Consider the following 21,688-nt stretch of genomic DNA (forward strand, 5'->3'; position numbering starts at 1 on the left):
ATCAATTCCCCGTCAAGCCCCGGCGCTCGAGGAGCGGCGCGATGATCGGATCGCGCCCGCGGAAATCGCGGAACAGGTTCATCGCCTCGGTGGTCCCGCCGCGCGAAAGCAGGGTCTTGCGGAAGTGGTCGCCGTTCTTGCGCGTCAGGCCGCCGTTTTCCTTGAACCACTCGACCGTGTCGGCGTCGAGCTTTTCGCTCCACAGGTAGGCGTAGTAGCCGGCCGAATAGCCGCCGTTCATCGAGTGCGAAAAATACGTCGTCCGGTAGCGCGGCGGCACCGGGGCGAAGTCGACGCCGGCATCTTTCAAGGCGCTCGCTTCGAACGCGAGTACGTCGGTCGGGATCTGCGCCGGGGTCAGCTGGTGCCAGCGCTGGTCGAGCAGGGACGCCGCCAGGTATTCGCTGGTCATGAAGCCCTGGTTGAATTTCTTCGATGCGACGACCTTGTCCAGCAATTCCTTCGGCATCGGCGCGCCGGTCTTGTAGTGCTTCGCGTAGTTCGACAGCACCTCGGGCCAGATCGCCCACATCTCGTTGACCTGCGACGGATATTCGACGAAGTCGCGCGGCACGCTGGTGCCGGAGAAGTGCGGGTATTTCACGTTCGAGAACATGCCATGCAGCGCGTGACCGAATTCGTGGAAGGCGGTGCGCACTTCGTCGTAGGTCATCAGGGTCGGCTCGCCGGCAGGCGGCTTCGGAATGTTCAGGTGATTCGCCACCACCGAATGACGGCCCAGCAGGTGCGACTGCGACACGTATTCGTTCATCCAGGCGCCGCCCTGCTTGTTGGCGCGCGCGTAGGGGTCAAAAATGAAGATCGCCAGCTGCTTGCCATCGGCGTCGATGACATCAAAAGTGCGCACGTCCGCGTCGTAGGTCGGCAGGTCCTTGCGCTCCTTGAACGTCAAACCGAATTCCTTGTTCGCCGCGAAGAACACGCCGTTCGTCAGCACGTTGTTCAGTTCAAAATAGGGGCGCAACTGGTTTTCGTCGAAGTTGTACTGGGCTGCGCGCACTTTATCCGTGTAGAAGGCCCAGTCGTGGGCGGCGATCTGGAAGCCACCTTTCTGGGCATCGACGATCTTCTGCATTTCCGCCGCTTCCTTGCGCGCGTTGCCGATCGCCGGTTTGGCCAACTCCGCCAGCAGCTTGTTCACGGCTTCCGGATTCTTGGCCGTTTCCAGTTCCTGCGAATAGGCGGCGTAGTTCGGGTAGCCGAGCAGGGTCGCGCGTTCGGCGCGCAGTTTCACGAGCTTGAGGACCAGGTCGCGCGTATCGAATTCGCCGCCGCGCGAACCGCGGTTCATCGATGCCGCCTGCAGGCGCTCGCGCACGGATCGATTCGTCAAGCTTGCGAGCGGTGCCTGGATGGTGGTATTGGCGATGCCGAGGACGTACTTGCCGTCCAGGCCGCGCTTTTTCGCCTCAAGCGCGGCGGCGTTGATTTCCGCGTCCGACAGGCCGGCCAGTTCTTCGCGGGTGTTCAGGACGAGGGCCGACGCGTTCGCTTCCTTCAGCACGCGCTGCGAGAATTCGGACTGCAGGGAGGCGATCTGGCCGTTATAGGCTTTCAGCTTCTCTTTGTCAGCGGCCGACAACTTGGCGCCCGCGCGCACGAATTCCTTGTAGTAGCGCTCGAGCAGGAATGTCGATTCCGCGTCCAGTCCCAGCTTGTCGCGCTTCGCGTGCAGGGTGTCGACGCGCTTGAACAGTTTCGGGTTCAGGTAAATGGCATCGTTGTGGGCGGCCAGCTTCGGCGACATTTCGCGGTCAACGGCGTCCAGGCGCTCATTCGTGTTGGCGGTCTGCAGGTTCGAGAACACGGCGGACACGCGCGCGAGCATCTGGCCCGAGCGCTCCATTGCGACGATGGTGTTGTCAAACGTCGGCGCCTTCGGATTGTTGGCGATGCTTGCGACTTCGCGCAGCTGCTCGCGCATGCCGGCGGCGTAGGCGGGCAGGAAGTGCTCGTCCTTGATCTTGTCGAAGGCCGGGTAGTTGAACGGCAGCGCGCTCGGCCTGGCGAAGGGGTTCGATGCATCCAACACGGTGCCGGATCCGGCAGGGGCGGCAAAGGCGGCGCCGGCGAAGGCCAGGCTGGCTGCGATGATGAGCATTTGTGGGCGGTTCATGGTCTCTCTCACGGACTCGAAAGGGCTGCCCGCGGGATCGCCGCCGGCAGGTCGCGCCAAATCATAGCAGGCTTTATTGTCGCGTCGGGAGGGTGAAACAAAGCGCATACAAACTTGCATAGTCAGGGCGCCGCATGTGCGGGAATTGCCGAGGCGACAACAGTGCGGCTATGATGGGGCTCTCTTCCACTGCGGCAGATGCCCTGTCACCACCGGAGCCACATCTTGAAAAACCTCCTCCTCGGTATCGCCCTGCTGACGGCGGCAGCGAGCGCCTCCTCGCAGACAGCCTCCACGGCGGCGCCGTCCCCCTTCGTTCTCGAGAATACCGAAGTGCGCGACATCCGCGCCCCCGCCCTGAAGCGCGACTACCAGGTGTATGTGGCCCTGCCCGACTCCTACCGCGACAGCACGAAGCGTTATCCGGTCGTGTTCGTGACCGATGCGAACTACGCCTTCCCGATCGTGCGCAACATTTCGCAGCGCCTGACGAAACACGCGGGCATGGAAGAGGTGATTGTCGTCGGCCTGTCCTATGCGAAGGGCGATACCGGCATGTTCAGCCGGCGGCGCGACTACACCCCCACGGTGCCGCGCAAGCACGACTACCGCTCCGACATGCCGGGCCGGAAAGTCGCGCTCGGCGAAGCGCCCGCCTACGCGCGCTTCCTGGCCGACCAGGTCTTGCCGCTGATCGCCAAAAACTACCGCGCCGACATGCAGCGCAAGTTCTTTGTCGGCCATTCCTACGGCAGCCTGCTCGGCCTGCAGATCCTGTTCAGTGAACCGCGCATGTTCGAGCATTACATCCTCGGCAGCCCGTCGCTGTGGTACGACGGCGGCGTGATGTTCGACCGGCTCGAGACCTATGGCGAGCGGCACCGCGACCTGCAGGCGAACGTCTTCTTCGGCGTCGGCGGCCTGGAGCGGCTGGCGCCCGGTAAAAAGCGTTCGCGCGCCGAAGAAGACGCCGACATGGTGGCCGACCTGCGCGACTTCGACGCCGCGCTGAAGGCGCACCGTTATCCGAACCTGCGCACGCAAGTCAAAGTATTTGCGGACGAAGACCACGCCAGCGTGTTCCCGCTGGTGCTGACGCATGGCTTGCGGGCGGTGCTGCCTTCCAAAAAGTAGGCGTGCGGGCGTGGTAGCATCACGCTTCCCCACAGGTCTTTTCCCCATGCTCCCAGCTTTGCGTTCCTCGTATGATGCGATCGTCGTCGGCAGCGGTCCGGGCGGCGCCAGTACGGCGCGCGCGCTGGCACGCAATGGAATGCGCGTGCTGGTGCTGGAACAGGGCGGCGCCGAGCCGCTGACCGGCACCATCAGGCAGATGGCCTCGATGGCGGCCGTGCCCGGCAAAGGCGCTTACCTGCACCGCGACGCCTCCCTGCTGGTGGCCGGCATCACCGCCGGCGGCAGCTCGGCCATCAATTTTGCGACGGCCGCTCCGCCGCCGCAGGCGATGTTCGAGCGCTACGGCATCGACCTGATGCCGGCCCTGGCCGAGCTGCGCACCGAGCTGCCGATGGGGCCCCTCCCCGATCAGCTGGTCGGCCCGATGGCCGCGCGCATGATGGCGGCGGCGCGCGCCCTGGGCCTGGACTGGCACAAACTCGACAAGATGATCCGGCCCGAGGCCTGCCGCAGTGGCTGCTGGCGCTGCGTATATGGCTGTCCGTTCGGCGCCAAGTGGACGGCGCGCGATTTTCTCGATGAGGCTTGCCGCCATGGGGCGCAGCTGTCCGAGCGGACGCGCGCGCTGCGCGTGCTGGTGACGGATGGCCGCGCGGCCGGCGTCGAGATCGAGCGGAATGGCGAGCTTAGCAGCGTCGCCGCGCCCATCGTCGTACTCGCGGGCGGCGGGCTGGGGAGTCCACGCCTGCTGCACAGTTCAGGCCTGGGACCGCGTCATTCTTCCTTCTTCAGCGACCCGGTGGTGGCCGTGATGGGCAGCGTGGACGACATCGAGGGCGGGGCCGAAGTGCCGATGGCGGGCGGGATGCACTAGCATGAGGAGGGCGTCGCGCTGGCCGATCTGACCTTGCCGCAGCCGATGTACGCGGCCTTTGCGGCGCAGGTCGGCCGGGTCGATCGTTTGTTTGCACACAGCCGGACCTTGTCGGTGATGGTCAAGATTCGCGACGAGATCGGCGGGCACATCGGGCCGCGCTGGGCAGATAAAACGCTGCAGGACAGCGACCGCAAGAAACTGGCGCATGGGGTCGGGATGGCAAAGGCGATCCTGCGCGAGGCGGGGGCGCATCACATCTTCAAGTCGTGGCATTTCGCGGCGCATCCGGGCGGGAGCGTGCGCATCGGGGAAGGCGTCGATGCGCATTTGCAGACGAAGACGCCCGGGCTGTTCGTGTGCGATGCGTCGGTGATTCCCGAGCCGTGGGGCTTGCCGCCGACCTTGACTTTGCTTTGCCTCGGTAAACGGCTTGGAAGCCGGCTTGGCGGCAATCCGTAGGGTGGGCTGCGCCCACGCGGTACGGCCTATGCGTGTCGAGACGCGTGAAAATATCCGAAACGCGTGCGTATCGGATTTTAATCGACCGTGCGGCGCATCGCGGTTCGACCGCGTGGGCACGAGTGCCCACCCTACGGTGCGCGACGGCCCGCGGTGACATCAATAATGCGGCGGCCGTTCGTTCACCGGATTCTGCTGCCCGACCTCGCGCAAGGTCCGCAGGTGCTCGGCCAGCTGCTGCACCATCGCTTCCAACTGGTCGATGCGGCGCGCCTGTTGATAGACGGTCTGGTTCAGCGAGTCGACCAGGTCTTCCTGGTGCACCAGCTTGAGTTCGATATCGACAAAACGGTCTTCGTGTTCCACGGTGCGTCCTTGCATTAAAGCGGCATTATGACAGCAGCTTGCCGGCATCCGGCTTCGGGGTGGCGAGTAAAGCCTTCAAACTCGCCAGCCGGTCTTTCGGACTGATCACCTCGGACTCCATCGGCACGGCAATGCCCTCGTCCAGCGCCATCTCCTTGATGAAGCGCGACGGATCGCAATGCACCAGTTCCCCCGCGCGCTTCCTCTTCTTGCACCAGGTGACGTGCAGCGTGCGCTGGGCGCGCGTGATGCCGACGTACATCAATCTCCGCTCTTCCTGGATGCGCGCGGCGATCTTTTCGATCGGGTCATCCGGGTCGCCTTTATGGGGCAGGATCCCCTCTTCCACGCCGACCAGGTAGACGTGCGGATACTCCAGACCCTTCGAGGCGTGCAGGGTCGACATGCGCACCGCGTCCTGCTCTTCGTCCTGGCCTTCCAGCATCGACATCAGCGCCACCATCTGCGTCAGCTCCAGCAAATTCTTCTCTTCGCCGGTGCCGTCGCGTCCACCGTTGCCGCGCTCCTTCAGCCAGTTGGTGAACTCCATCACGTTCTGCCATTTCGCCTGCGCCGCACGGTCGTCGAAGTTCTCGTACAGGTAGTGCTCGTAATTCATCTCTTTCATCATGTCGTCCAGCACCTCGGCCGCGTTTTCTCCGCTGCCGGAGGGGCCGGGACGGCTGGCGCGCGATTCCAGGTCGTTAATAAAATGGCAGAAGTCGCGCAGCGGATGCAATTGGCGGTCCGCCAGCTTGCCCTCGATCCCGCCTTTCAATGCCGCTTCAAACAGCGAGCAGTTCCACTGCTTCGAGAATTCGCCCAGCACCTCCAGGGTCGCCATGCCGACACCGCGCTTGGGCGTCGTGACGGCGCGAATGAAGGCCGGATCATCTCCCTCGTTCGCGATCAGGCGCAGGTAGGCGATGATGTCCTTGATCTCGGCTTTATCGAAAAAGCTCTGGCCGCCGGAAATCGTGTACGGAATGCGCTCCTTGCGCAGCGCCTGCTCGATGATGCGCGCCTGGTGGTTGCCGCGGTACAGGATCGCGAAATCCGTCCATTTGTTCTTGCGCTGAAAATGGTCGGACGAAATCATGATCGCGATCTGGTCGGCTTCCTGCTCGTCGCTCTGCATCCCCAGCACTTTGATTGGCTCGCCCAGGCCGTGTTCGGACCAGAGCGACTTGTCGAAGAGCTTCGGGTTATTGCCGATGACGGCATTCGCCGCCTGCAGGATGCGCGTCGTCGAGCGGTAGTTCTGCTCGAGTTTAATCACGCGCAGGTCGGGGAAATCGGTCTGCAGCGTCTTGATATTTTCGACCGAGGCGCCGCGCCAGGCGTAGATCGCCTGGTCGTCGTCGCCCACCGCCGTGAACATCGGCTTCTTGCCGATGCCGGTCACCAGCAGTTTCACGAGTTCGTACTGGCAGGTATTCGTGTCCTGGTATTCGTCCATCAGCAGATAGCGCAATTTGCGCTGCCAGCGGTCGCGGATCGAATCGTTATTCCGGAACAGTTCAACCGGCAGGCGGATCAGGTCGTCGAAGTCGACCGCCTGGTAGGCGGCCAGCGTCGCGACATAGCTGCGGTAGATGCGGCCGGCTTGCGCTTCGTCCTCGCCCTTCGCCGCCTGGATCGCGTCGTCCGGCGTGACCAGGCCGTTCTTCCACAGCGAAATGGAATTCTGGATGCGGCGGATTTCCTGTTTATCGGTGGTCAGGCCCAGGTCGGACACGATCGTGTAGCAATCATCGCTGTCCATGATCGAAAAGCGGTCTTTCAGGCCGACGCCGGCCGCTTCCTGGCGCAGGATTTTCACGCCCAGCGAGTGGAAGGTCGACACCGTCAATTGCTTGGCCTGCTTCGGCTGTTTCAGCAGCTTGGCGATGCGCTCCTGCATCTCCAACGCCGCTTTATTCGTAAAGGTCAGCGCGGCGATCGTGCGCGGATCGTAGCCGCACTCTTCGATCATGTAGGCGATCTTTTGCGTGATCACCCGCGTCTTGCCCGATCCGGCACCGGCCAGCACCAGGCAGGGGCCGTCGAGATAGAGCGCGGCTTCGCTTTGCGGCCCGTTCAGGCCGAACTTTGGTGCATTGGACATGGGAAATATTCTTGAAGGCAGCCGAGCATTGTAACGAAGCGATCTTGGCCCCGCGCTACAATGTTCAGCATGAAAAAATTGTTCGTACTGTTGCTGGGGTGCGCGTTGGCAGTGCCGGCGCTGGCGCGCCCGCTGCTCGTCGCCGCCGCCAGCGATCTCGGCTATTGTATCGATGAACTCGTCGGCGCGTACCGGAAAACCGCGCCCGAGGTCGAGGCCAAGGTCTCGCTTGGCGCATCCGGCAACTTTTTTGCACAAATTCGCAACGGTGCGCCCTTTGCCGTGTTTTTGTCCGCCGACATGGACTACCCGCGCCAGCTGGCCAAACTTGGCGCCGCCGATAGCCGCACCTTGCGTCCCTACGCCATCGGCCGCATTGCCCTGTGGTCGCTCGACCCTCGGATTGATCCTGCCCGCGGGCTGGCGGCGCTGGTTGCCGATGCGCGCGTAAAACGCTTCGCGATCGCGAATCCGGTCACGGCGCCGTATGGCCGCGCGGCCAGGGCGGCACTGGAGCGTGATGGCCTGTGGGACAAGGTCCAAACCAAACTCGTGGTCGGCGAAAACATCGCCCAGACGGCGCAATTCGTCCAGACCGGCAATGCGCAGGTGGGCATCGTCTCGTTGACGACCTTGCACGCCACCCGGTTGAAAGGCGTGGGCCGCTTTGCGCTGATCCCCGCCAAAGGCCTGGCGCCGATCGAACAAGGGGCCATCGTCACCAAAGCCGGCGCCGCCGACCCGCATGCGTCCGGCTTCGTGCGCTTCCTGGGCTCGCCCGAGGCACGCGCCATCCTGGCGCGCAACGGCTTCGGTTTGCCCACGGGCGCGGCCGAATGACGGAGTGGCAGTTTTCGCCCGAGCTGTGGGGCGCCATCGGCCTCACCCTGCGCCTGGCGGCCGTCACGGCGATCGTGTTGCTGGTGATTGGCATTCCGCTCGCCAATTGGCTCAACACGAGCAAAATGCGCGGAATCATTTTCGTGGAAACCCTGGTCAGCCTGCCGATCGTGCTGCCGCCGACCGTGATCGGCTTTTATTTGCTGATGCTGATGGCGCCGCAGCAAGCTTTTGGCGCGGCCTGGATGCGCGTGTTCGGCCATCCTTTACCCTTTTCGTTTGCGGGCCTGGTGGCGGGCTCGGTGCTGTACAGCCTGCCGTTCGCGGTGCAACCTTTCCAGGCGGCCTTCCGCGGCGTCGGGCGCGAACTGGTGCAGTCGGCGCTGGCGCTGGGCCTGACGCGCCGGCAGACCTTCTGGTCGATCGTGCTGCCGCTGTCGAAACACGGGATCCTCACGGGCGTATCGCTCAGCTTTGCGCACACGATGGGAGAATTTGGCGTGGTGCTGATGCTGGGCGGGAACATCCCAGGCCAGACCCGGGTCGCCTCGATTGCGCTCTACGATGAAGCGCAGAAGTTGAATTATGGGACGGCGCACGCATATGCATTGGTATTGCTGGCGATTTCGTTCGCCATCCTGATCGGCATTGCCTTCCTGCAGCGGCGGCAGAATGCGATCCTGCTATCGAACTAGCGCTTACATCGGCTACCATCGCCCTTTCGGCGCGCAGCGCCCACCCATTGACGAGCACCACACGATGAAATTTGAACACCTGATCGAAGTTAACGACCCGATGAACCCGCTGATGGACACGCTCACCCGCGAGCAGGTCTGGCGCGGCCTGGTGCTCCGTGCCGAGTCGCCGAAGCTGTTCATCCCGCACCTGGACGATTGCGACATCAGCGCGCGCGAAGCCGGCAGTTTCAAACGCCGCCTGCGTTATGGCGACCTGGTGGTCGAGGACACCGTCTTGCTGACCCCGCTACAGGAAGTGCGCTACGAAGTCCCGGCCCAGGGAGAGATCAGCGCCTCGACCCTCGTCATGTCGATCGAAGCGCCGACTTCGGCGATGCTGTACGTGCGCTTTTCCTACGACGATGGCAAGGAAGAATCGCTCGACCAGGCCAGCAAGATGTACGACGAATTCAAGAAGTCGGCCTACCAGGAAGCCGATATCGACACGGTGCGCATCCTGCGCCAGATGGCGGAGCAGGGGAATTTGGATGCGAGTTATTTGAATTGATTCGGGCGTCGCCGTAATGCATGCCGTGATCCGCGTGGGCGGAGCCCACCCTACGTATAGGTAGGGTGGGCTCCGCCCACGCGGTATCACCATCCGAACAGACGCGGCTTACGTCCCCGGCTCCGAATCGGCCGCATCCGTGTGATTCGTCGCTTTCGCCAGGTTCGCCGCCAGATCGCGCAGCGCCGTGCGCACGCCTTCTTCGATCACGGGATGGTAAAACGGCATATCCAGCATCTGCGGCACCGTCAAATGCGCCTGCACCGCCCAGGCCAGCAGATGCGCGATATGCTCGCCGCGCGGCCCGATCATCTCGGCCCCTAAAAAGCGGCAGGAACCATACTCCGCATACACCCGCAGCATTCCCTTGTTCTGCAACATGACCCGGCTGCGGCCCTGGTTCTCGAACGAGACCTGGCCGATCGCGAATTTCGGCCGCCCGCCCTCGCACAGCGTTTTATAACTTTTGCCGAGCGTGGCGATGTTCGGCTCCGTGAAGGCAATCCCCAGCGGCGTGCGCCGCAGCCCTGGACGCACGTCCGGATAGCGGCCCGCGTTCTCGCCGGCGATCTTGCCGTGGTCGGCCGCTTCGGCCAGCAGCGGCAGCTCGTTATTGGCGTCGCCCGCGATAAAAATGTGGCTGGTCCCGCACTGCATGGTGCGGCTGTCGAATTCGGGAACGCCGTTCGCCTTCAAGGTGATGCCCGTCTGTTCCAGTCCCATGCCCTGCACGTTCGGCGAGCGCCCCGTTGCCAGCAGCACGTACTGGAAGGTTTCGCTCGTTTCCTTGCCGAGCGCGTCGCGCGTGGTCAGCAGCACATGGTCGCCCTGAGCGCCCTGCTGTTCTGCGCGCACGACTTCGGTCTGGAAGCGCAGGTCGAGCTCTTGCGACAAGGTGCGCGTGGCCGCGTGCAGCACTTCGGGGTCGCTCAGATGGGCGACGCTGCCGCCGCGCGCGAAGAGGCTGACCCGCACGCCAAGGCGCGTCAGTGCCTGGCCCAGTTCGAGCCCGATCACGCCCGTGCCGATCACCGCCACCGAGCTCGGTAAATCGTCCCAATAAAACACGTCGTCGCTGGTGACGATGCCGGGTCCGACGTCCTGCAATTGCGGCAGGATCACCGGCGAGGAACCGGTGGCGATCACGATGCGCGCGGCCTCGATCTCGGTGTGGTCGTCGACCTGTAAAGTGTGGGGACCGGTGAAACGGGCGTGGCCGCGAATGCGGTCGGCTTCCGGAAAACTCTCGACGCTCTCCAGCACGAAGCCGACGAAACGGTCGCGCTCATTGCGCACGCGTTCCATCACGGCGCGGCCATCGATGCGTTTTTCGCCCGGATGCACGCCGAAGCCCGGCGCCAGGTCGAGCATGTGGGCGGCGTCGGCGGCGGCAATGAGCAGTTTGCTCGGCATGCAGCCGACCCGTGCGCAGGTGGTGCCGTAATGGCCGCTTTCGATGACGACCGTTCTCGCCCCTTGCGCGTGCGCCGCGCGATAGGCCGACATGCCGGCCGTGCCGGTGCCGATGATGGCGACGTCGACTTGTAATTTCTTCATGCTGTTCTCCATGTGTCTGACAAGACGATACGCCGTTTCCCGCTTAAATGTCGAGCGGGTCCACTTCCAGCGACCAGCGCACGCGCGACTTCATCGAACGCAGCAGGGACAGCCACTCCTTCAAAAACGCCTGCAGCGCGGGCCGCGACGGCGACTCGACCAGCAACTGGGCGCGGTCGACATTGTGCACCCGGGTCATCGTCATCGGGATCGGGTCGTTGATCGTCACCGCATCCGTCGGCAAGATGTCGCGCGCCTCCTCGAGGAAGGCGATGGCGGTCGCCAGCTCCGGCGCCTCGGCGCGCAGCAGCGCCTGGTACATGTAGGGCGGCAGCGCGGCCTGGTGGCGCTCTTCCAGCAAATTCATGGCGAAGCGGTCGTAGTCGTGGCGCACCACGGCCGAATACAGCGGGTGCTGGGCGTAGCGGGTCTGGATCAGCACCTCCGAGGCCAGGCCGGCGCGGCCGGCGCGGCCCGCCACCTGCATCAGCTGCGCAAACAAACGCTCGCTGGCCCGGTAATCCTGCGAGAACAGGGCCGTGTCCGGATTCAGGATGCCGACCAGGGTCAGCTTTTTGAAGTCGTGGCCCTTGGCGACCATCTGGGTGCCGATCAGGATATCGACCTCTCCCCGGTGCACCGTATCGAAGGCTTCCTGGGCGCTGCCCTTCTTGCGTGTCGAGTCGGCGTCGATGCGCAGGATGCGCGCCTCGGGGAACATCGTCCTCAACCCCTCCTCGAAGCGCTGGGTGCCGCGTCCGAGCGGCTGCAGGTCGACGTTGCCGCAGGTCGGGCAATGGCGCGGGATGCGCAGCTCGAGGCTGCAGTGGTGGCAGCGCAGCCGGTGTTCGGGTTTGTGCAGCACCATGAAGGAGGTGCAGCGGGTGCAGTTGCTGATCCAGCCGCAGGCTTCGCAGGTGATCACGGGCGCATAGCCGCGCCGGTTCAGGAACAGGAGCGACTGTTCGCCGCGCTCCAGGCGCGTGCGCAGGGCCGCCAGCAGGCCGCCCGTCAGGCCTTCCTTCGGCTTGTCGCGCTCCATGTCGACCAGGCGCACGGTCGGCAGCACGGCGTCGCGCACGGCGCGCTCGCGCAGCTGCAGCAAGTCGTAGCGCCCGGTCTGGGCGTGGTGCCAGCTTTCCAGCGAGGGGGTAGCGGAACCGAGCACGATCGGGATGCCCAGCTGGCGCGCGCGCCAGACGGCCAGGTCGCGCGCCGAATACCGTAACCCTTCCTGCTGTTTATACGAGGGGTCGTGCTCTTCGTCGATGACGATCAGCTGCAGGTGCGGCAACGAGGCCAGGATCGCCAGCCGGGTGCCGAGCACGATGCGCGCCTGGCCCTGGTGGGCGGCGAGCCAGTGCAGCATGCGCTCGCCCTCGGACAGGCTCGAGTGAAGCGTCGCCAGCATCAGGCCCGGGAAGCGCGCGCGGATATTCCCCTCCAATTGCGGCGTCAGGTTGATCTCGGGGACCAGGATCAGGATTTGCGCCTGCGGGTCGCGCGCCAGCAGCTGGGCACAGGCCTGCAAATACACTTCGGTCTTGCCGCTGCCGGTGACGCCGTACAGCAGCAGCGGCGTAAAACCTTCCGCGCCGCCGATCGCATCAGCCGCTTGCTGCTGGGACGCGTTCAGCGGCGGCATGCCGACCGGCGCCGGATCACCGGGCGGCGGCAGCTTTGCCATTTTTTTCAGCGCGCGGTCGAGCGCCACGGTGGTCGTCAGGCGCACATTCTTCGGCAGGCCGGGCAGCGCGACTTCGCCGAGCGGGCGCTGGTAGTAATCGGCGGCGAAGCCGGCCAGCGCCAGCCATTGCGGCGTCAGCGGAGACAATTGGCCGCGCACGGCAATGGCGTCCTTCAGCTTTTCCGGCGGGACCTCGGTTTCCTGGGCGATGGCGACGATCAGGCCGACGGCTTCGCGGCGCCCGAAGCTGACCAGCGCCAGCTGCCCGACCTGGGGCGTGACGCCCTCTTCATGCGGCCAGCCGTAATCGAACACGCTGTTGAGCGGGGTATCGAGAGCAATACGAAGGATGCAGTGCGCCAATGTCCGACCTTGTATAAAAGCTGTGGAAAACTTTGTGGAGAATGAACTGCTTGACCAGTGGAGAAGTTTACGTTAAGTCAAATGATGCACGGATCAGCTAAAAACAAGCCATAAAAAACCATTTATATTCAACGACTTGCGATTATCGAAGTAGTCCACAGCAAGTCGTTTTCCGCAATGCAAGAATTGTGTATAACTGCGCTTTTTCTTGTCGTAAATGCGCGCGCGCCGTGACGATTTAAACAAGCTTCTGCGAAGCTGCACGTAAGTGCTTGTCAACGCTGGGATTTTTATGGCTGGGCTCACCAGCCTGTGCATAACTTTGTGAACAAGGCCCGGGGAACTGCGATTTCCTCGGCGGAAGACTCGCTTCCGAATGGTTATGTGCATGGGGATTTAAAGATAAACCCCAGCAATTTCAACCACTTATGATTTCCCAACCACACCTGTACATGTCCACAGGTTCCTCCAGGCGCCGTCCCGCAAGATGTGAACAAGTGTGATTTTCTTGCTCGCGCTTCGTGCAGGCGCCGGGCGCTACGTATGCGGCGCCGCACCATCCGGCGTCAGGCTGCGCGTTGGCGGCGGCTGAAATCGTGGACTGCTTCGACCATCGCCGTCACCGACTCCGGCGGCGTGAATTGCGAGATCCCGTGGCCCAGGTTGAAGACGTGGCCCGCGCCGGCAGACGGCGCACCATAGGCCGTCAGCGAGCGCTCGACTTCGGCGCGGATCTGCTCCGGCGCGGCAAACAGGATCGCCGGATCGAGGTTGCCCTGCAGGGCCACACGGTCGCCGACCAGCGCGCGGGCGCGGCCCAGGTTCACCGTCCAGTCCAGGCCCAGCGCATCGGCGCCGATGTCCGCCATCTCATCGAGCCAGATGCCGCCGCCTTTGGTGAAGACGATCGCCGGGATGCGCACGCCATCCTTTTCGCGCTGCAGCTGTGCGAGCACGCGTTCCATGTAGCGCAGCGAGAATTCCTGGTAGGCGCCGTCGGCCAGCGCGCCGCCCCACGAATCGAAGATCATGACGACCTGGGCGCCGGCGTCGATCTGGGCGTTCAGGTAGCGGGCGACGGCGGTCGCGTTGATGTCCAGGATCCGGTGCATCAGGTCCGGGCGCGCGTACAGCATCTTTTTGATGGTGTGGAATTCGCGCGATCCCTGGCCCTCGACCATGTAGCAGGCCAGCGTCCACGGACTGCCGGAAAAGCCGATCAGCGGCACGCGGCCATTGATCTCGGTGCGGATTTGCGTGACGGCCTTGAAGACATAGTCGAGCGACTCCATGTCCGGTACCTGCAGCGCCATGACCTGCGCTTCGGTGCGCAGCGGCCGCTCGAACTTCGGGCCTTCGCCGTCGGCGAAATACAGGCCGAGGCCCATCGCGTCGGGCACGGTCAAAATGTCCGAGAACAGGATCGAGGCGTCCAGCGGGTAGCGGTCGAGCGGCTGCAGCGTGACCTCGGTCGCGTAATCCGGGTTCTTTGCCAAGCCCAGGAACGAACCGGCGCGCGCGCGCGTGGCGCGGTATTCCGGCAGGTAGCGCCCCGCCTGCCGCATCAGCCACACGGGCGTGTACTCGGTCGGCTGGCGCAGCAGCGCGCGCAGGAAGGTGTCGTTCTTGAGCGGGGCAAATTGTGGCATGGCTGACAATAAAGGACGTCGGAAGAGGGCTATTATCGCATCCATTGCCGCGCTGAGGACAGGCGCGGCGAACGCCGCCCGCCGCGCGGGACTCTTATAATGCGGTTCCACCTACCATACGCGAAACGCCATCCACCATGACCGAGCCGACCCGCAAGCAGGCCGCCCCCTGCGGCACCTGGACTTCCCCGATCAGCGCCGCTGTCGTTGCGGCCGGCGCCGTGCCGCTGTCGCAGATCGCCCTCGACGGTCGTGACGTGCTGTGGCTGGCCGGGCGCGCCAGCGAAGCAGGCCGTACCACGCTGCAGAGATTGCGCGCGGACGCCACTTCCGAGCTGACGCCGGGCCCCTTCAATGTCCGCACCCGCGTGCACGAGTACGGCGGCGGCGCGTATGCGGTCGATGGCGGCACGGTCTGGTTCTCGCATTTCGCCGACAACCACCTGTACCAGGTCGAGGAAGGCGGCGAACCGATTGCCTTCACGCGCGAAGAAGCGGTGCGCTATGCCGACTTCGTGCCCGACCGTGCGCGCAACCGGCTGATCGCCGTGCGCGAAGACCACCTGGCCGGCGAAGCCTATCCCGTGAATACGATCTGCGCGGTCGGTGTCGATGGCAGCGAGACCATCCTCGTCGACGGCAACGATTTTTATGCCGCGCCGCGCCTGTCGCCGGACGGACGCCATCTCGCCTGGCTGTGCTGGGACCACCCGCGCATGCCATGGCAGGGCACCGAACTGTGGGTCGCCGACGTCGCCCCCGACGGCAGCCTGGTCGACGGCCGCCTGATCGCCGGCGGCATCGATGAAGCCATCTGCCAGCCCGAGTGGTCGCCCGGCGGCCTGCTGCACTTCGTCTCGGACCGCAGCGGCTGGTGGAATTTATATCGCTTCGAGGACGGCGTCGTGCACCCGCTATGCCCGCGCGAAGCCGAATTCGGCGGACCGCACTGGAACTTCGGCGGCTCGATGTACGGGTTCCGCTCGGACGACGAAATCATCTGCACCTATATCGAGGACGGCATCAGCCGCCTGGGCCGCCTGTCGACAAAAAGCTGCAGCCTGACGCCAATCGACACGCCCTACCAGGAGATCCGCGAATTGCGCGTCTCGCCCGAACTGGTGGCCGTGCTGGCCGGCTCGCCGACGATCGCGGTGGAGATCGCGCTGATCGATCCGGATAGTGGAAAACGCACGGTATTGGTGCAGTCGATCGCCGACTTGCCGCCGGTGGACGACCTGTCGGTCCCGCGCAGCATCCGCTACCCGAGCGCGCATGGCCGCACTGCCTACGCCTTCTACTATCCACCGGCGAATGCGCGTTATGAGGCGCCTGCGGGCGAGCTGCCGCCGCTGATCGTGATCGGCCATGGCGGCCCGACCAGCATGGCGACCAGCACGCTGAAACTGGCGACCCAGTTCTGGACCGGCCGCGGCTTCGCCGTGCTCGACGTGAACTACGGCGGCAGCTCCGGCTTCGGCCGCGTCTACCGCGACCTGTTGAAGGGTCAATGGGGCGTGCTCGACGTCGAGGATTGCGTGGCCGGCGCGCGCCACCTGGCCGACGAGAAGCTGGTCGATCCCGAGCGCCTGCTGATCCGCGGCGGCAGCGCCGGCGGCCTGACGACCTTGAACGCCCTGATCTTCCACGACGTGTTCAAGGCCGGTGCCAGTTACTATGGCGTGTCCGACCTGGCCGGTCTCGACGCCGATTCGCACAAGTTCGAATCGCACTACAACGAATACCTGATCGCGCCCAAGGCCGAAGCGCAAGCCGTCTACCGCGCACGCTCGCCGATCCACCATACCGATGCATTAAAACGCCCGATGATCTTCTTCCAGGGCCTCGACGATAAAGTCGTGCCGCCGCAGCAGTCGGAAACGATGGTCGACGCCCTGCGCGCACGCGGCGTGCCGGTCGCCTACCTGACGCTCGAGGGTGAAGGCCACGGCTTCCGCAAGGCCGAGAGCGTCGTGCGCACGCTGGAGGCGGAGCTGGCGTTTTATTTGCGCGTGTTCGGCATCGCGCTGCCGCAAGGGCTGCCGCGGCTGGAGATCGAGAATTTGGCTGCATGAGTGACTGCATGAGCGACGCGTCCCTGCTCCACAAATTCGAGCTCTGCTCGGCAGTCCCGAAGACCATCCTCGCCGTACTCGCGCTGGCGGGCGAACCGCTCGGCCGCACGCGCCTGGGCGAACAGCTCGACGCGCTCAGTGTGCTCGATTCGGACCAGCATTTTGCCGACTGCCTGGCGATCCTGCAGGAACACGGCCTGACCAGCATGGTGACCGGGCGCGGCACCGTCATCAAGCCGGGGATCGCTTGGCCCGCGATCGACTTCCTGGTCCGTAGCGGGCGCTTTTATGAAATGCGCGAGATCTACGAGGTGTTCAACCCGCTGCGGCGCGACTGGCAGGGTGTCCCGGTGCTGCGCAGCTACAAACAGGGCCTGGCACTGCTCCGCATGGCATTGATCGGCGGCGACGGCCCGAAATCCGTCGCGCCGCTGCTGAACGCCTGCCTGCGCTGCCACGAAGCGGCCTATCTGCACCCGCTGGTCGAGATTTGCGGACATCCGTTCGAGCCGGACCTGATCGAGCGCATCAACCCGGCACTGCGCGACGAGGTGCTGACGGTATTGATCAACCACGTCCAGCGCGAGCCGGCCATGGCGCCTGCAGTGCGTGCCTATGCCGAAGCGCAGGTGGCGCAAGGCGGCGCGTCGATGGAACTGCGGATCAGTTTGGCCGAACATTTGATCCTGTGCGGCCGCCTCGATGACGCCGGCGTCCTGCTGCAAGACCTCGACGATTCGACCACGCTGTACTACCGCAGCGTGCTGCTGCTCCTGCGCGACCACATCGACGAGGCGCTGGCCGGCTTCGACGCGGCATTGAAGCAGCTGCGGCGCGAGACCGGCAAGAGAAAGCAGGTGTTCGGGGGCATCGGCGGCCACCTGTACGTCGCCGCCCTGCTGCGCCGCGGCGACGCCAAACATGACAAGACCGTCGGCAGCTATCTGGACAGCGCCACGCGCGCCGTGCAAAGCCACGACACGGCCGTCTATCAACAACTGAGCATGCTGCGCCAGATCCGCGGCGGCACGGTCGACGCCGAGGTGCTCCCGTCGCGGAACTGGGAAACGGCGCTGCAGCCGGTCCTGTTCCGCGCGCTGCTGCACTGGTGGCTCGGCATGCCGCAACTGAGCAGCCAGCGCGCGCGTCTCGAAGAAGCACTGGCCGTGTCCGAATCGGCCGGCTTCGATTTCCTCAGCGCGCAACTCGCGGGCCTGCTCGGCCAGCTCGGCGCCGTAGGCCACGAGCAGCGCGCCATCGCCCTGCGCCAGCAGCACCGTTTGACGGACATGACCCACTGGTTCGAGCGCGAGCAGCCGTGGGAGCGCCAGTTGAATGCCCTGATCAACCTGCAGCCGGCCGTGAACGTCGAAGTCGTCAAAGAGTCGCGCCTGGTCTGGCTGATCCGCTACGACGAGCACCTGGGCGTGCAGGAAATCGAGCCGCGCGAACAGAAGCGCGATGCGCAGGGCGCCTGGAGCCGCGGCCGCCCGATGGGGCTGAAACGCCTGACGGAAGATGCGGCCACGCTCGACTTCCTGAGCGCGCAGGATTTATTGGTCGTCTCGAGCATCGGCGCCGCGCGCCAGTACTACGGCAGCGGCCTGCGCTACGAGTTCGACCTCGACAAGGCCTTAGCGGCCCTGATCGGCCACCCGCTGCTGTTCTGGTTCGATGCGCCCGGCACCCGGGTCGAGCTGCTGCCGGGCGAACCGGAACTATTGGTAAAGGCGGCGCGCGAACACGTGACGATCTCGCTGCGCCCGCCGGTGACTGAGGCCAGCGGCGAGGTCGTGGTCACGCGCGAGACGCCGACCCGGCTGCGCGTGGTGCGCGTGCGCGACGAGCATCGCCGCATCGGCGCGATCGTCGGCGAGGCGCTGGTGGTGCCGCTGGAGGCGGAGATGCGCGTGCTGCAGGCGATCGGCGCGATTTCGTCGATCGTCACGGTGCAGTCGGACATCGGCGCCAGCGCGGCCGACATCGAACGGATCGACGCCGACGCGCGCCTGCACGTGCACCTGCTGCCCTACAACCAGGGCCTGCGCCTGCGCATCCTGGTGCGTCCGCTATTGGAAGGTGCGTATTACGCGCCGGGCAGCGGCGCCGAGCGCGTGATCGCCGACGTCAATGGCGTGCGCACGGAAGCGAAGCGCGATTTGAATGCCGAACGCGAAGCCGAGCGCCAGCTGGTGGCCTCCTGCCGCGCGCTCGAGGGCGCGGAAGAGGAACACGATGAATGGCTGCTCGGCACGCCGATCGGCTGCCTGGAACTGGTGAGCGAACTGCAGGAACTCGACCCGGCGCAGGTCGTCATCGCCTGGCCCGAGTGCGAGCCTTTCCGCGTCAGCAAAAAGGTCGCCTCGCAATCGGTGCGCGTCAGCATCAAACGCGACAAGGACTGGTTCGCCGCGAACGGGGAAGTCGTCATCGACGAAGGCCGCGTGATGGACCTGCGCGAGCTGCTCGACAAGGTGCGCGCCGGCGACGGGCGCTTCGTGGCGCTGGGCGACAACCAGTTCCTTGCGCTGACCAACGAACTGCACCGGCGCCTGCTGGACGTCGCCGCTTTTACGGACGCCGACGGCGAGGTACTGCGCGTCCATCCGCTGGCCAGCTTCGCACTGGAAGAACTGGCGCTGGGCGCCGGCGGCGTCGAGGCCGACAAAGCCTGGCGCGCGCACATCAAGAAGATGGCGGACACCGCTGCCTACGAACCGCAGCTGCCGTCGACCCTGCAGGCCGAGCTGCGCGACTACCAGAAAGAAGGTTTCGAGTGGCTGGCGCGCCTCGCGCACTGGGGCGTGGGCGCCTGCCTGGCCGACGACATGGGCCTTGGTAAAACGCTACAGGCGCTGGCCCTGATCCTGCTGCGCGCGCCGACCGGGCCGACCCTCGTCGTCGCGCCGACCTCGGTCTGCACCAACTGGATCGCGGAAGCCGAGCGCTTCGCGCCGACCTTACGCATCAAACTGTTCGGGCCGGGCGATCGCGCCGCGATGATCGACGAGGCGGGCGCCTTCGACGTGATCGTCGCCAGCTATGGCCTGCTGCAGCTGGAGGCGCCGTTGTTCGCCAAAAAGCGCTGGCATACGATCGTGATGGACGAAGCGCAGTCCTTCAAAAATGCGGCGACCCGGCGTTCGCAGGCGGTGATGGCGCTGCAAGGCGATTTCAGAATGGTCGCCACCGGCACACCGCTGGAAAACCACCTGGGCGAGTTGTGGAACCTGTTCCGCTTCATCAATCCGGGCCTGCTCGGTACGGCCGACCAGTTCCAGTTGCGCTTTGCCGGCCCGATCGAAAAGGCGCAGCTCATTGGGCACGATAAGCGTGCGGAAAGCGCGGCACGGGCGCGCTTGAAACGCCTGACCCAGCCTTTCATTCTGCGCCGGACCAAGAGCGCGGTGCTGACCGAGCTGCCGCCGCGCACCGAGATCGTGCTGCCCGTCGAATTGAGCGCCGAGGAGACGGCCCTGTACGAATCGCTGCGCCGCGACGCGCTCGATAAGCTGGCGTCGCTGGAAGCGCCGCAAAGCCAGAAGTCGATCGCGATCCTGGCCGAGATGATGCGCTTACGCCGCGCCTGCTGCAATCCCGAGCTGGTGGCGCCCGGCCTCGGGATCGCCAGCAGCAAGCTGGCGACCTTCGCGCACCTGGTGGAGGGCCTGCTCGAGAACCGCCACAAGGTGCTTGTGTTCAGCCAGTTCGTCGATCACCTCTCCCTGATCCGCAAACACCTCGATGCGCGCGGCATCCGTTACCAATACCTCGACGGTTCGACGCCGATGCAGGAACGGAAGAAACGCGTGGATGCCTTCCAGGCCGGAGAAGGAGACCTGTTCCTCATCAGCCTGAAGGCGGGCGGGGTCGGCATCAACCTGACTGCGGCCGATTATGTGATCCACATGGACCCATGGTGGAATCCGGCCGTGGAGGACCAGGCCTCGGACCGCGCGCACCGCATGGGCCAGCTGCGGCCGGTGACGATCTACCGCCTGGTGGCGCGCCACACGATCGAGGAGGGCATCGTCGACCTGCACCGGCACAAGCGGGACCTGGCGGACAGCCTGCTCGAAGGCGGCGACCTGTCGGCACGCATGTCGCCCGGCGACATGCTGGCGATGCTGCAGCAGGGCCTGGGACGTTGATCAGTGGCGCATTCCATGTGATCATGCCGCTTTAATGATGAAGCAACAGCGCGGAACACCCCCCATGGAAGAACAGAACGCGCCCAGCGCGACACAGGCCCAGGTCATCGGCGTGAAATCGTGGCTGGCCTATGCCGGCGTGCTGGCGCTGGCGATCGTGCTGTTCGGCGTGCTGCTGCCGCTCGCCTTCCTGTGGCACGAGATGGCGGCGCTGGCCGTGCTGCTGCTGTCGGCGATGCTGGTGGGCTATCAGTTCCTGCTGGTACGCAGCGTGCAGCTCTACATGGACGACCTCGGCGTCTGGGTGCATGCCGGCGTGCTGCCCTGGAAGAAGGGCGTATCCGGCGTCAAATGGCGCGACATGGATGAAGCGACGTTCATGAACGGCTTTACCAGCTGGGCCACGCGCTCGTACACGGTGCGCATCGGCCACCGTTTTACCAAGGACAGCGAGATCGTGCTGACGAAGATCGCGCGCGGCAAGGAGGCGGCGGCCGCCGTCAACGCGCGTCACCAGGCCCTGATCCGCGCGGGCTTCGTCGACTGATGGATGCGGCGGCTGCGCTCGCATTCGTGCGCGAACACGGCCTCGTGCTGGCCTCGGCGCGCGGCGCGCTGCCGACGCTGACCCATGCGATCGCCGGCGGAGCGATCCGCGGCAGCTGGTGGGGCCACCCGCTGGGCAAGCAGATCTTCGCGGTCCTGGAGGCGGTGAGCGCCGATCCCGACGTGCTCGTGTGCCGCCTGGTCGACAACAAGATCACGCTGGTGCACCGGCGCCTGTGGCCCGCGCTGGCGGCGGCCGCGACGGCCTTCAAACCGGCGGCGCTCGCGCGGGTGCGGCAGCAGCACAGCGCCCATGGCCATCATGAAAACATTGACACGCCCTTCCCCGACTGGCTGCCCGCGGCCGTGATCGAAGAGGCAAGAACGCTTGACCCGGATGCCGCGCTGGCCGCGCTGGGGCCAAGCTTTGTTACAAACCCGGGGCAGCGCAATACGGGCGAACAGTGCTAATCTGGCGCGCTGTTGAGTGCT

General features: G+C 65.0%; 16 protein-coding genes. 10 read left to right on the plus strand and 6 right to left on the minus strand.

Features of this window, described 5'->3' with window-relative positions; translation table 11 throughout:
- Position 1 precedes the first annotated feature (1 nt).
- Positions 2–2,137 carry a M3 family metallopeptidase gene (locus tag AC1MEM_RS02885; protein WP_499475189.1) on the minus strand — a complete coding sequence of 712 codons (2,136 nt, stop codon included), beginning with the start codon at positions 2,135–2,137 and terminating at the stop codon, positions 2–4.
- Between the two features lie 225 nt (positions 2,138–2,362).
- Here AC1MEM_RS02885 and AC1MEM_RS02890 point away from each other — a divergent pair, with 225 nt between their 5' ends.
- The 3 genes from AC1MEM_RS02890 to AC1MEM_RS02900 are packed head-to-tail and all read left to right on the plus strand — an operon-like array spanning position 2,363 to position 4,610.
- A complete protein-coding gene (locus AC1MEM_RS02890; RefSeq protein WP_499475190.1) occupies positions 2,363–3,271 on the plus strand; it encodes an alpha/beta hydrolase in 909 nt (302 codons plus the stop codon).
- 46 nt (positions 3,272–3,317) lie between these two features.
- Entirely contained in the window at positions 3,318–4,148 is an 831-nt protein-coding gene (locus tag AC1MEM_RS02895) for an FAD-dependent oxidoreductase (protein ID WP_499475191.1), read from the plus strand.
- Positions 4,149–4,181: 33 nt separating this feature from the next.
- Complete coding sequence (locus tag AC1MEM_RS02900) at positions 4,182–4,610, plus strand: GMC oxidoreductase (RefSeq protein WP_499475192.1); 429 nt, start codon at positions 4,182–4,184, stop codon at positions 4,608–4,610.
- Between the two features lie 159 nt (positions 4,611–4,769).
- Here the strand turns inward: AC1MEM_RS02900 and AC1MEM_RS02905 are convergent, their stop codons facing one another.
- On the minus strand, positions 4,770–4,976 hold the full coding sequence (locus tag AC1MEM_RS02905) for a SlyX family protein (protein ID WP_499475194.1): 207 nt from the start codon (positions 4,974–4,976) through the stop codon (positions 4,770–4,772).
- Between the two features lie 25 nt (positions 4,977–5,001).
- A complete protein-coding gene (locus AC1MEM_RS02910) occupies positions 5,002–7,083 on the minus strand; it encodes a UvrD-helicase domain-containing protein (protein ID WP_499475195.1) in 2,082 nt (693 codons plus the stop codon).
- A gap of 69 nt (positions 7,084–7,152) precedes the next feature.
- On the opposite strand from AC1MEM_RS02910, the gene modA reads away from it, so the two are divergent.
- From modA to AC1MEM_RS02925, 3 genes are all read left to right on the plus strand, one after another.
- The gene (gene modA / locus AC1MEM_RS02915) at positions 7,153–7,923 is read left to right on the plus strand and encodes a molybdate ABC transporter substrate-binding protein (protein ID WP_499475196.1); all 771 of its coding nucleotides are present in this window, start codon (positions 7,153–7,155) and stop codon (positions 7,921–7,923) included.
- Positions 7,920–8,618 carry a molybdate ABC transporter permease subunit gene (gene modB, locus AC1MEM_RS02920; RefSeq protein ID WP_499475197.1) on the plus strand — a complete coding sequence of 233 codons (699 nt, stop codon included), beginning with the start codon at positions 7,920–7,922 and terminating at the stop codon, positions 8,616–8,618. Before modA ends, modB begins: the two co-directional genes overlap by 4 nt.
- Positions 8,619–8,682: 64 nt before the next feature.
- Positions 8,683–9,168: an SRPBCC family protein gene (locus AC1MEM_RS02925; RefSeq protein ID WP_499475199.1), complete on the plus strand. Its 486-nt coding sequence runs from the start codon at positions 8,683–8,685 to the stop codon at positions 9,166–9,168.
- A gap of 108 nt (positions 9,169–9,276) precedes the next feature.
- On the opposite strand, the gene AC1MEM_RS02930 is transcribed toward AC1MEM_RS02925, so the two are convergent.
- From AC1MEM_RS02930 to hemE, 3 genes are all read right to left on the minus strand, one after another.
- Entirely contained in the window at positions 9,277–10,725 is a 1,449-nt protein-coding gene (locus AC1MEM_RS02930; protein WP_499475200.1) for a dihydrolipoyl dehydrogenase, read from the minus strand.
- Positions 10,726–10,768: 43 nt separating this feature from the next.
- Positions 10,769–12,775, minus strand: coding sequence for a primosomal protein N' (locus AC1MEM_RS02935; protein WP_499475201.1), 2,007 nt, complete (start codon positions 12,773–12,775; stop codon positions 10,769–10,771).
- Between the two features lie 566 nt (positions 12,776–13,341).
- Entirely contained in the window at positions 13,342–14,424 is a 1,083-nt protein-coding gene (gene hemE, locus AC1MEM_RS02940) for a uroporphyrinogen decarboxylase (RefSeq protein ID WP_499475202.1), read from the minus strand.
- Between the two features lie 137 nt (positions 14,425–14,561).
- Between hemE and AC1MEM_RS02945 the strand changes: the two genes are divergently transcribed.
- The 4 genes from AC1MEM_RS02945 to AC1MEM_RS02960 all read left to right on the plus strand — a co-directional run bounded on the left by AC1MEM_RS02945 (position 14,562) and on the right by AC1MEM_RS02960 (position 21,667).
- On the plus strand, positions 14,562–16,499 hold the full coding sequence (locus tag AC1MEM_RS02945) for a S9 family peptidase (RefSeq protein WP_499475203.1): 1,938 nt from the start codon (positions 14,562–14,564) through the stop codon (positions 16,497–16,499).
- An 8-nt stretch (positions 16,500–16,507) separates the two neighbouring features.
- Positions 16,508–20,650 carry a DEAD/DEAH box helicase gene (locus tag AC1MEM_RS02950; protein ID WP_499475204.1) on the plus strand — a complete coding sequence of 1,381 codons (4,143 nt, stop codon included), beginning with the start codon at positions 16,508–16,510 and terminating at the stop codon, positions 20,648–20,650.
- A 64-nt stretch (positions 20,651–20,714) separates the two neighbouring features.
- Positions 20,715–21,197 (plus strand): hypothetical protein, encoded by a 483-nt coding sequence (locus AC1MEM_RS02955; RefSeq protein ID WP_499475206.1) that lies wholly within the window; start codon positions 20,715–20,717, stop codon positions 21,195–21,197.
- Positions 21,197–21,667, plus strand: coding sequence for a hypothetical protein (locus AC1MEM_RS02960; protein WP_499475208.1), 471 nt, complete (start codon positions 21,197–21,199; stop codon positions 21,665–21,667). The genes AC1MEM_RS02955 and AC1MEM_RS02960 overlap by 1 nt, the downstream gene beginning before the upstream one ends.
- Positions 21,668–21,688: the final 21 nt, after the last annotated feature.

The organism is Telluria sp. AIW5 (assembly GCF_056680575.1).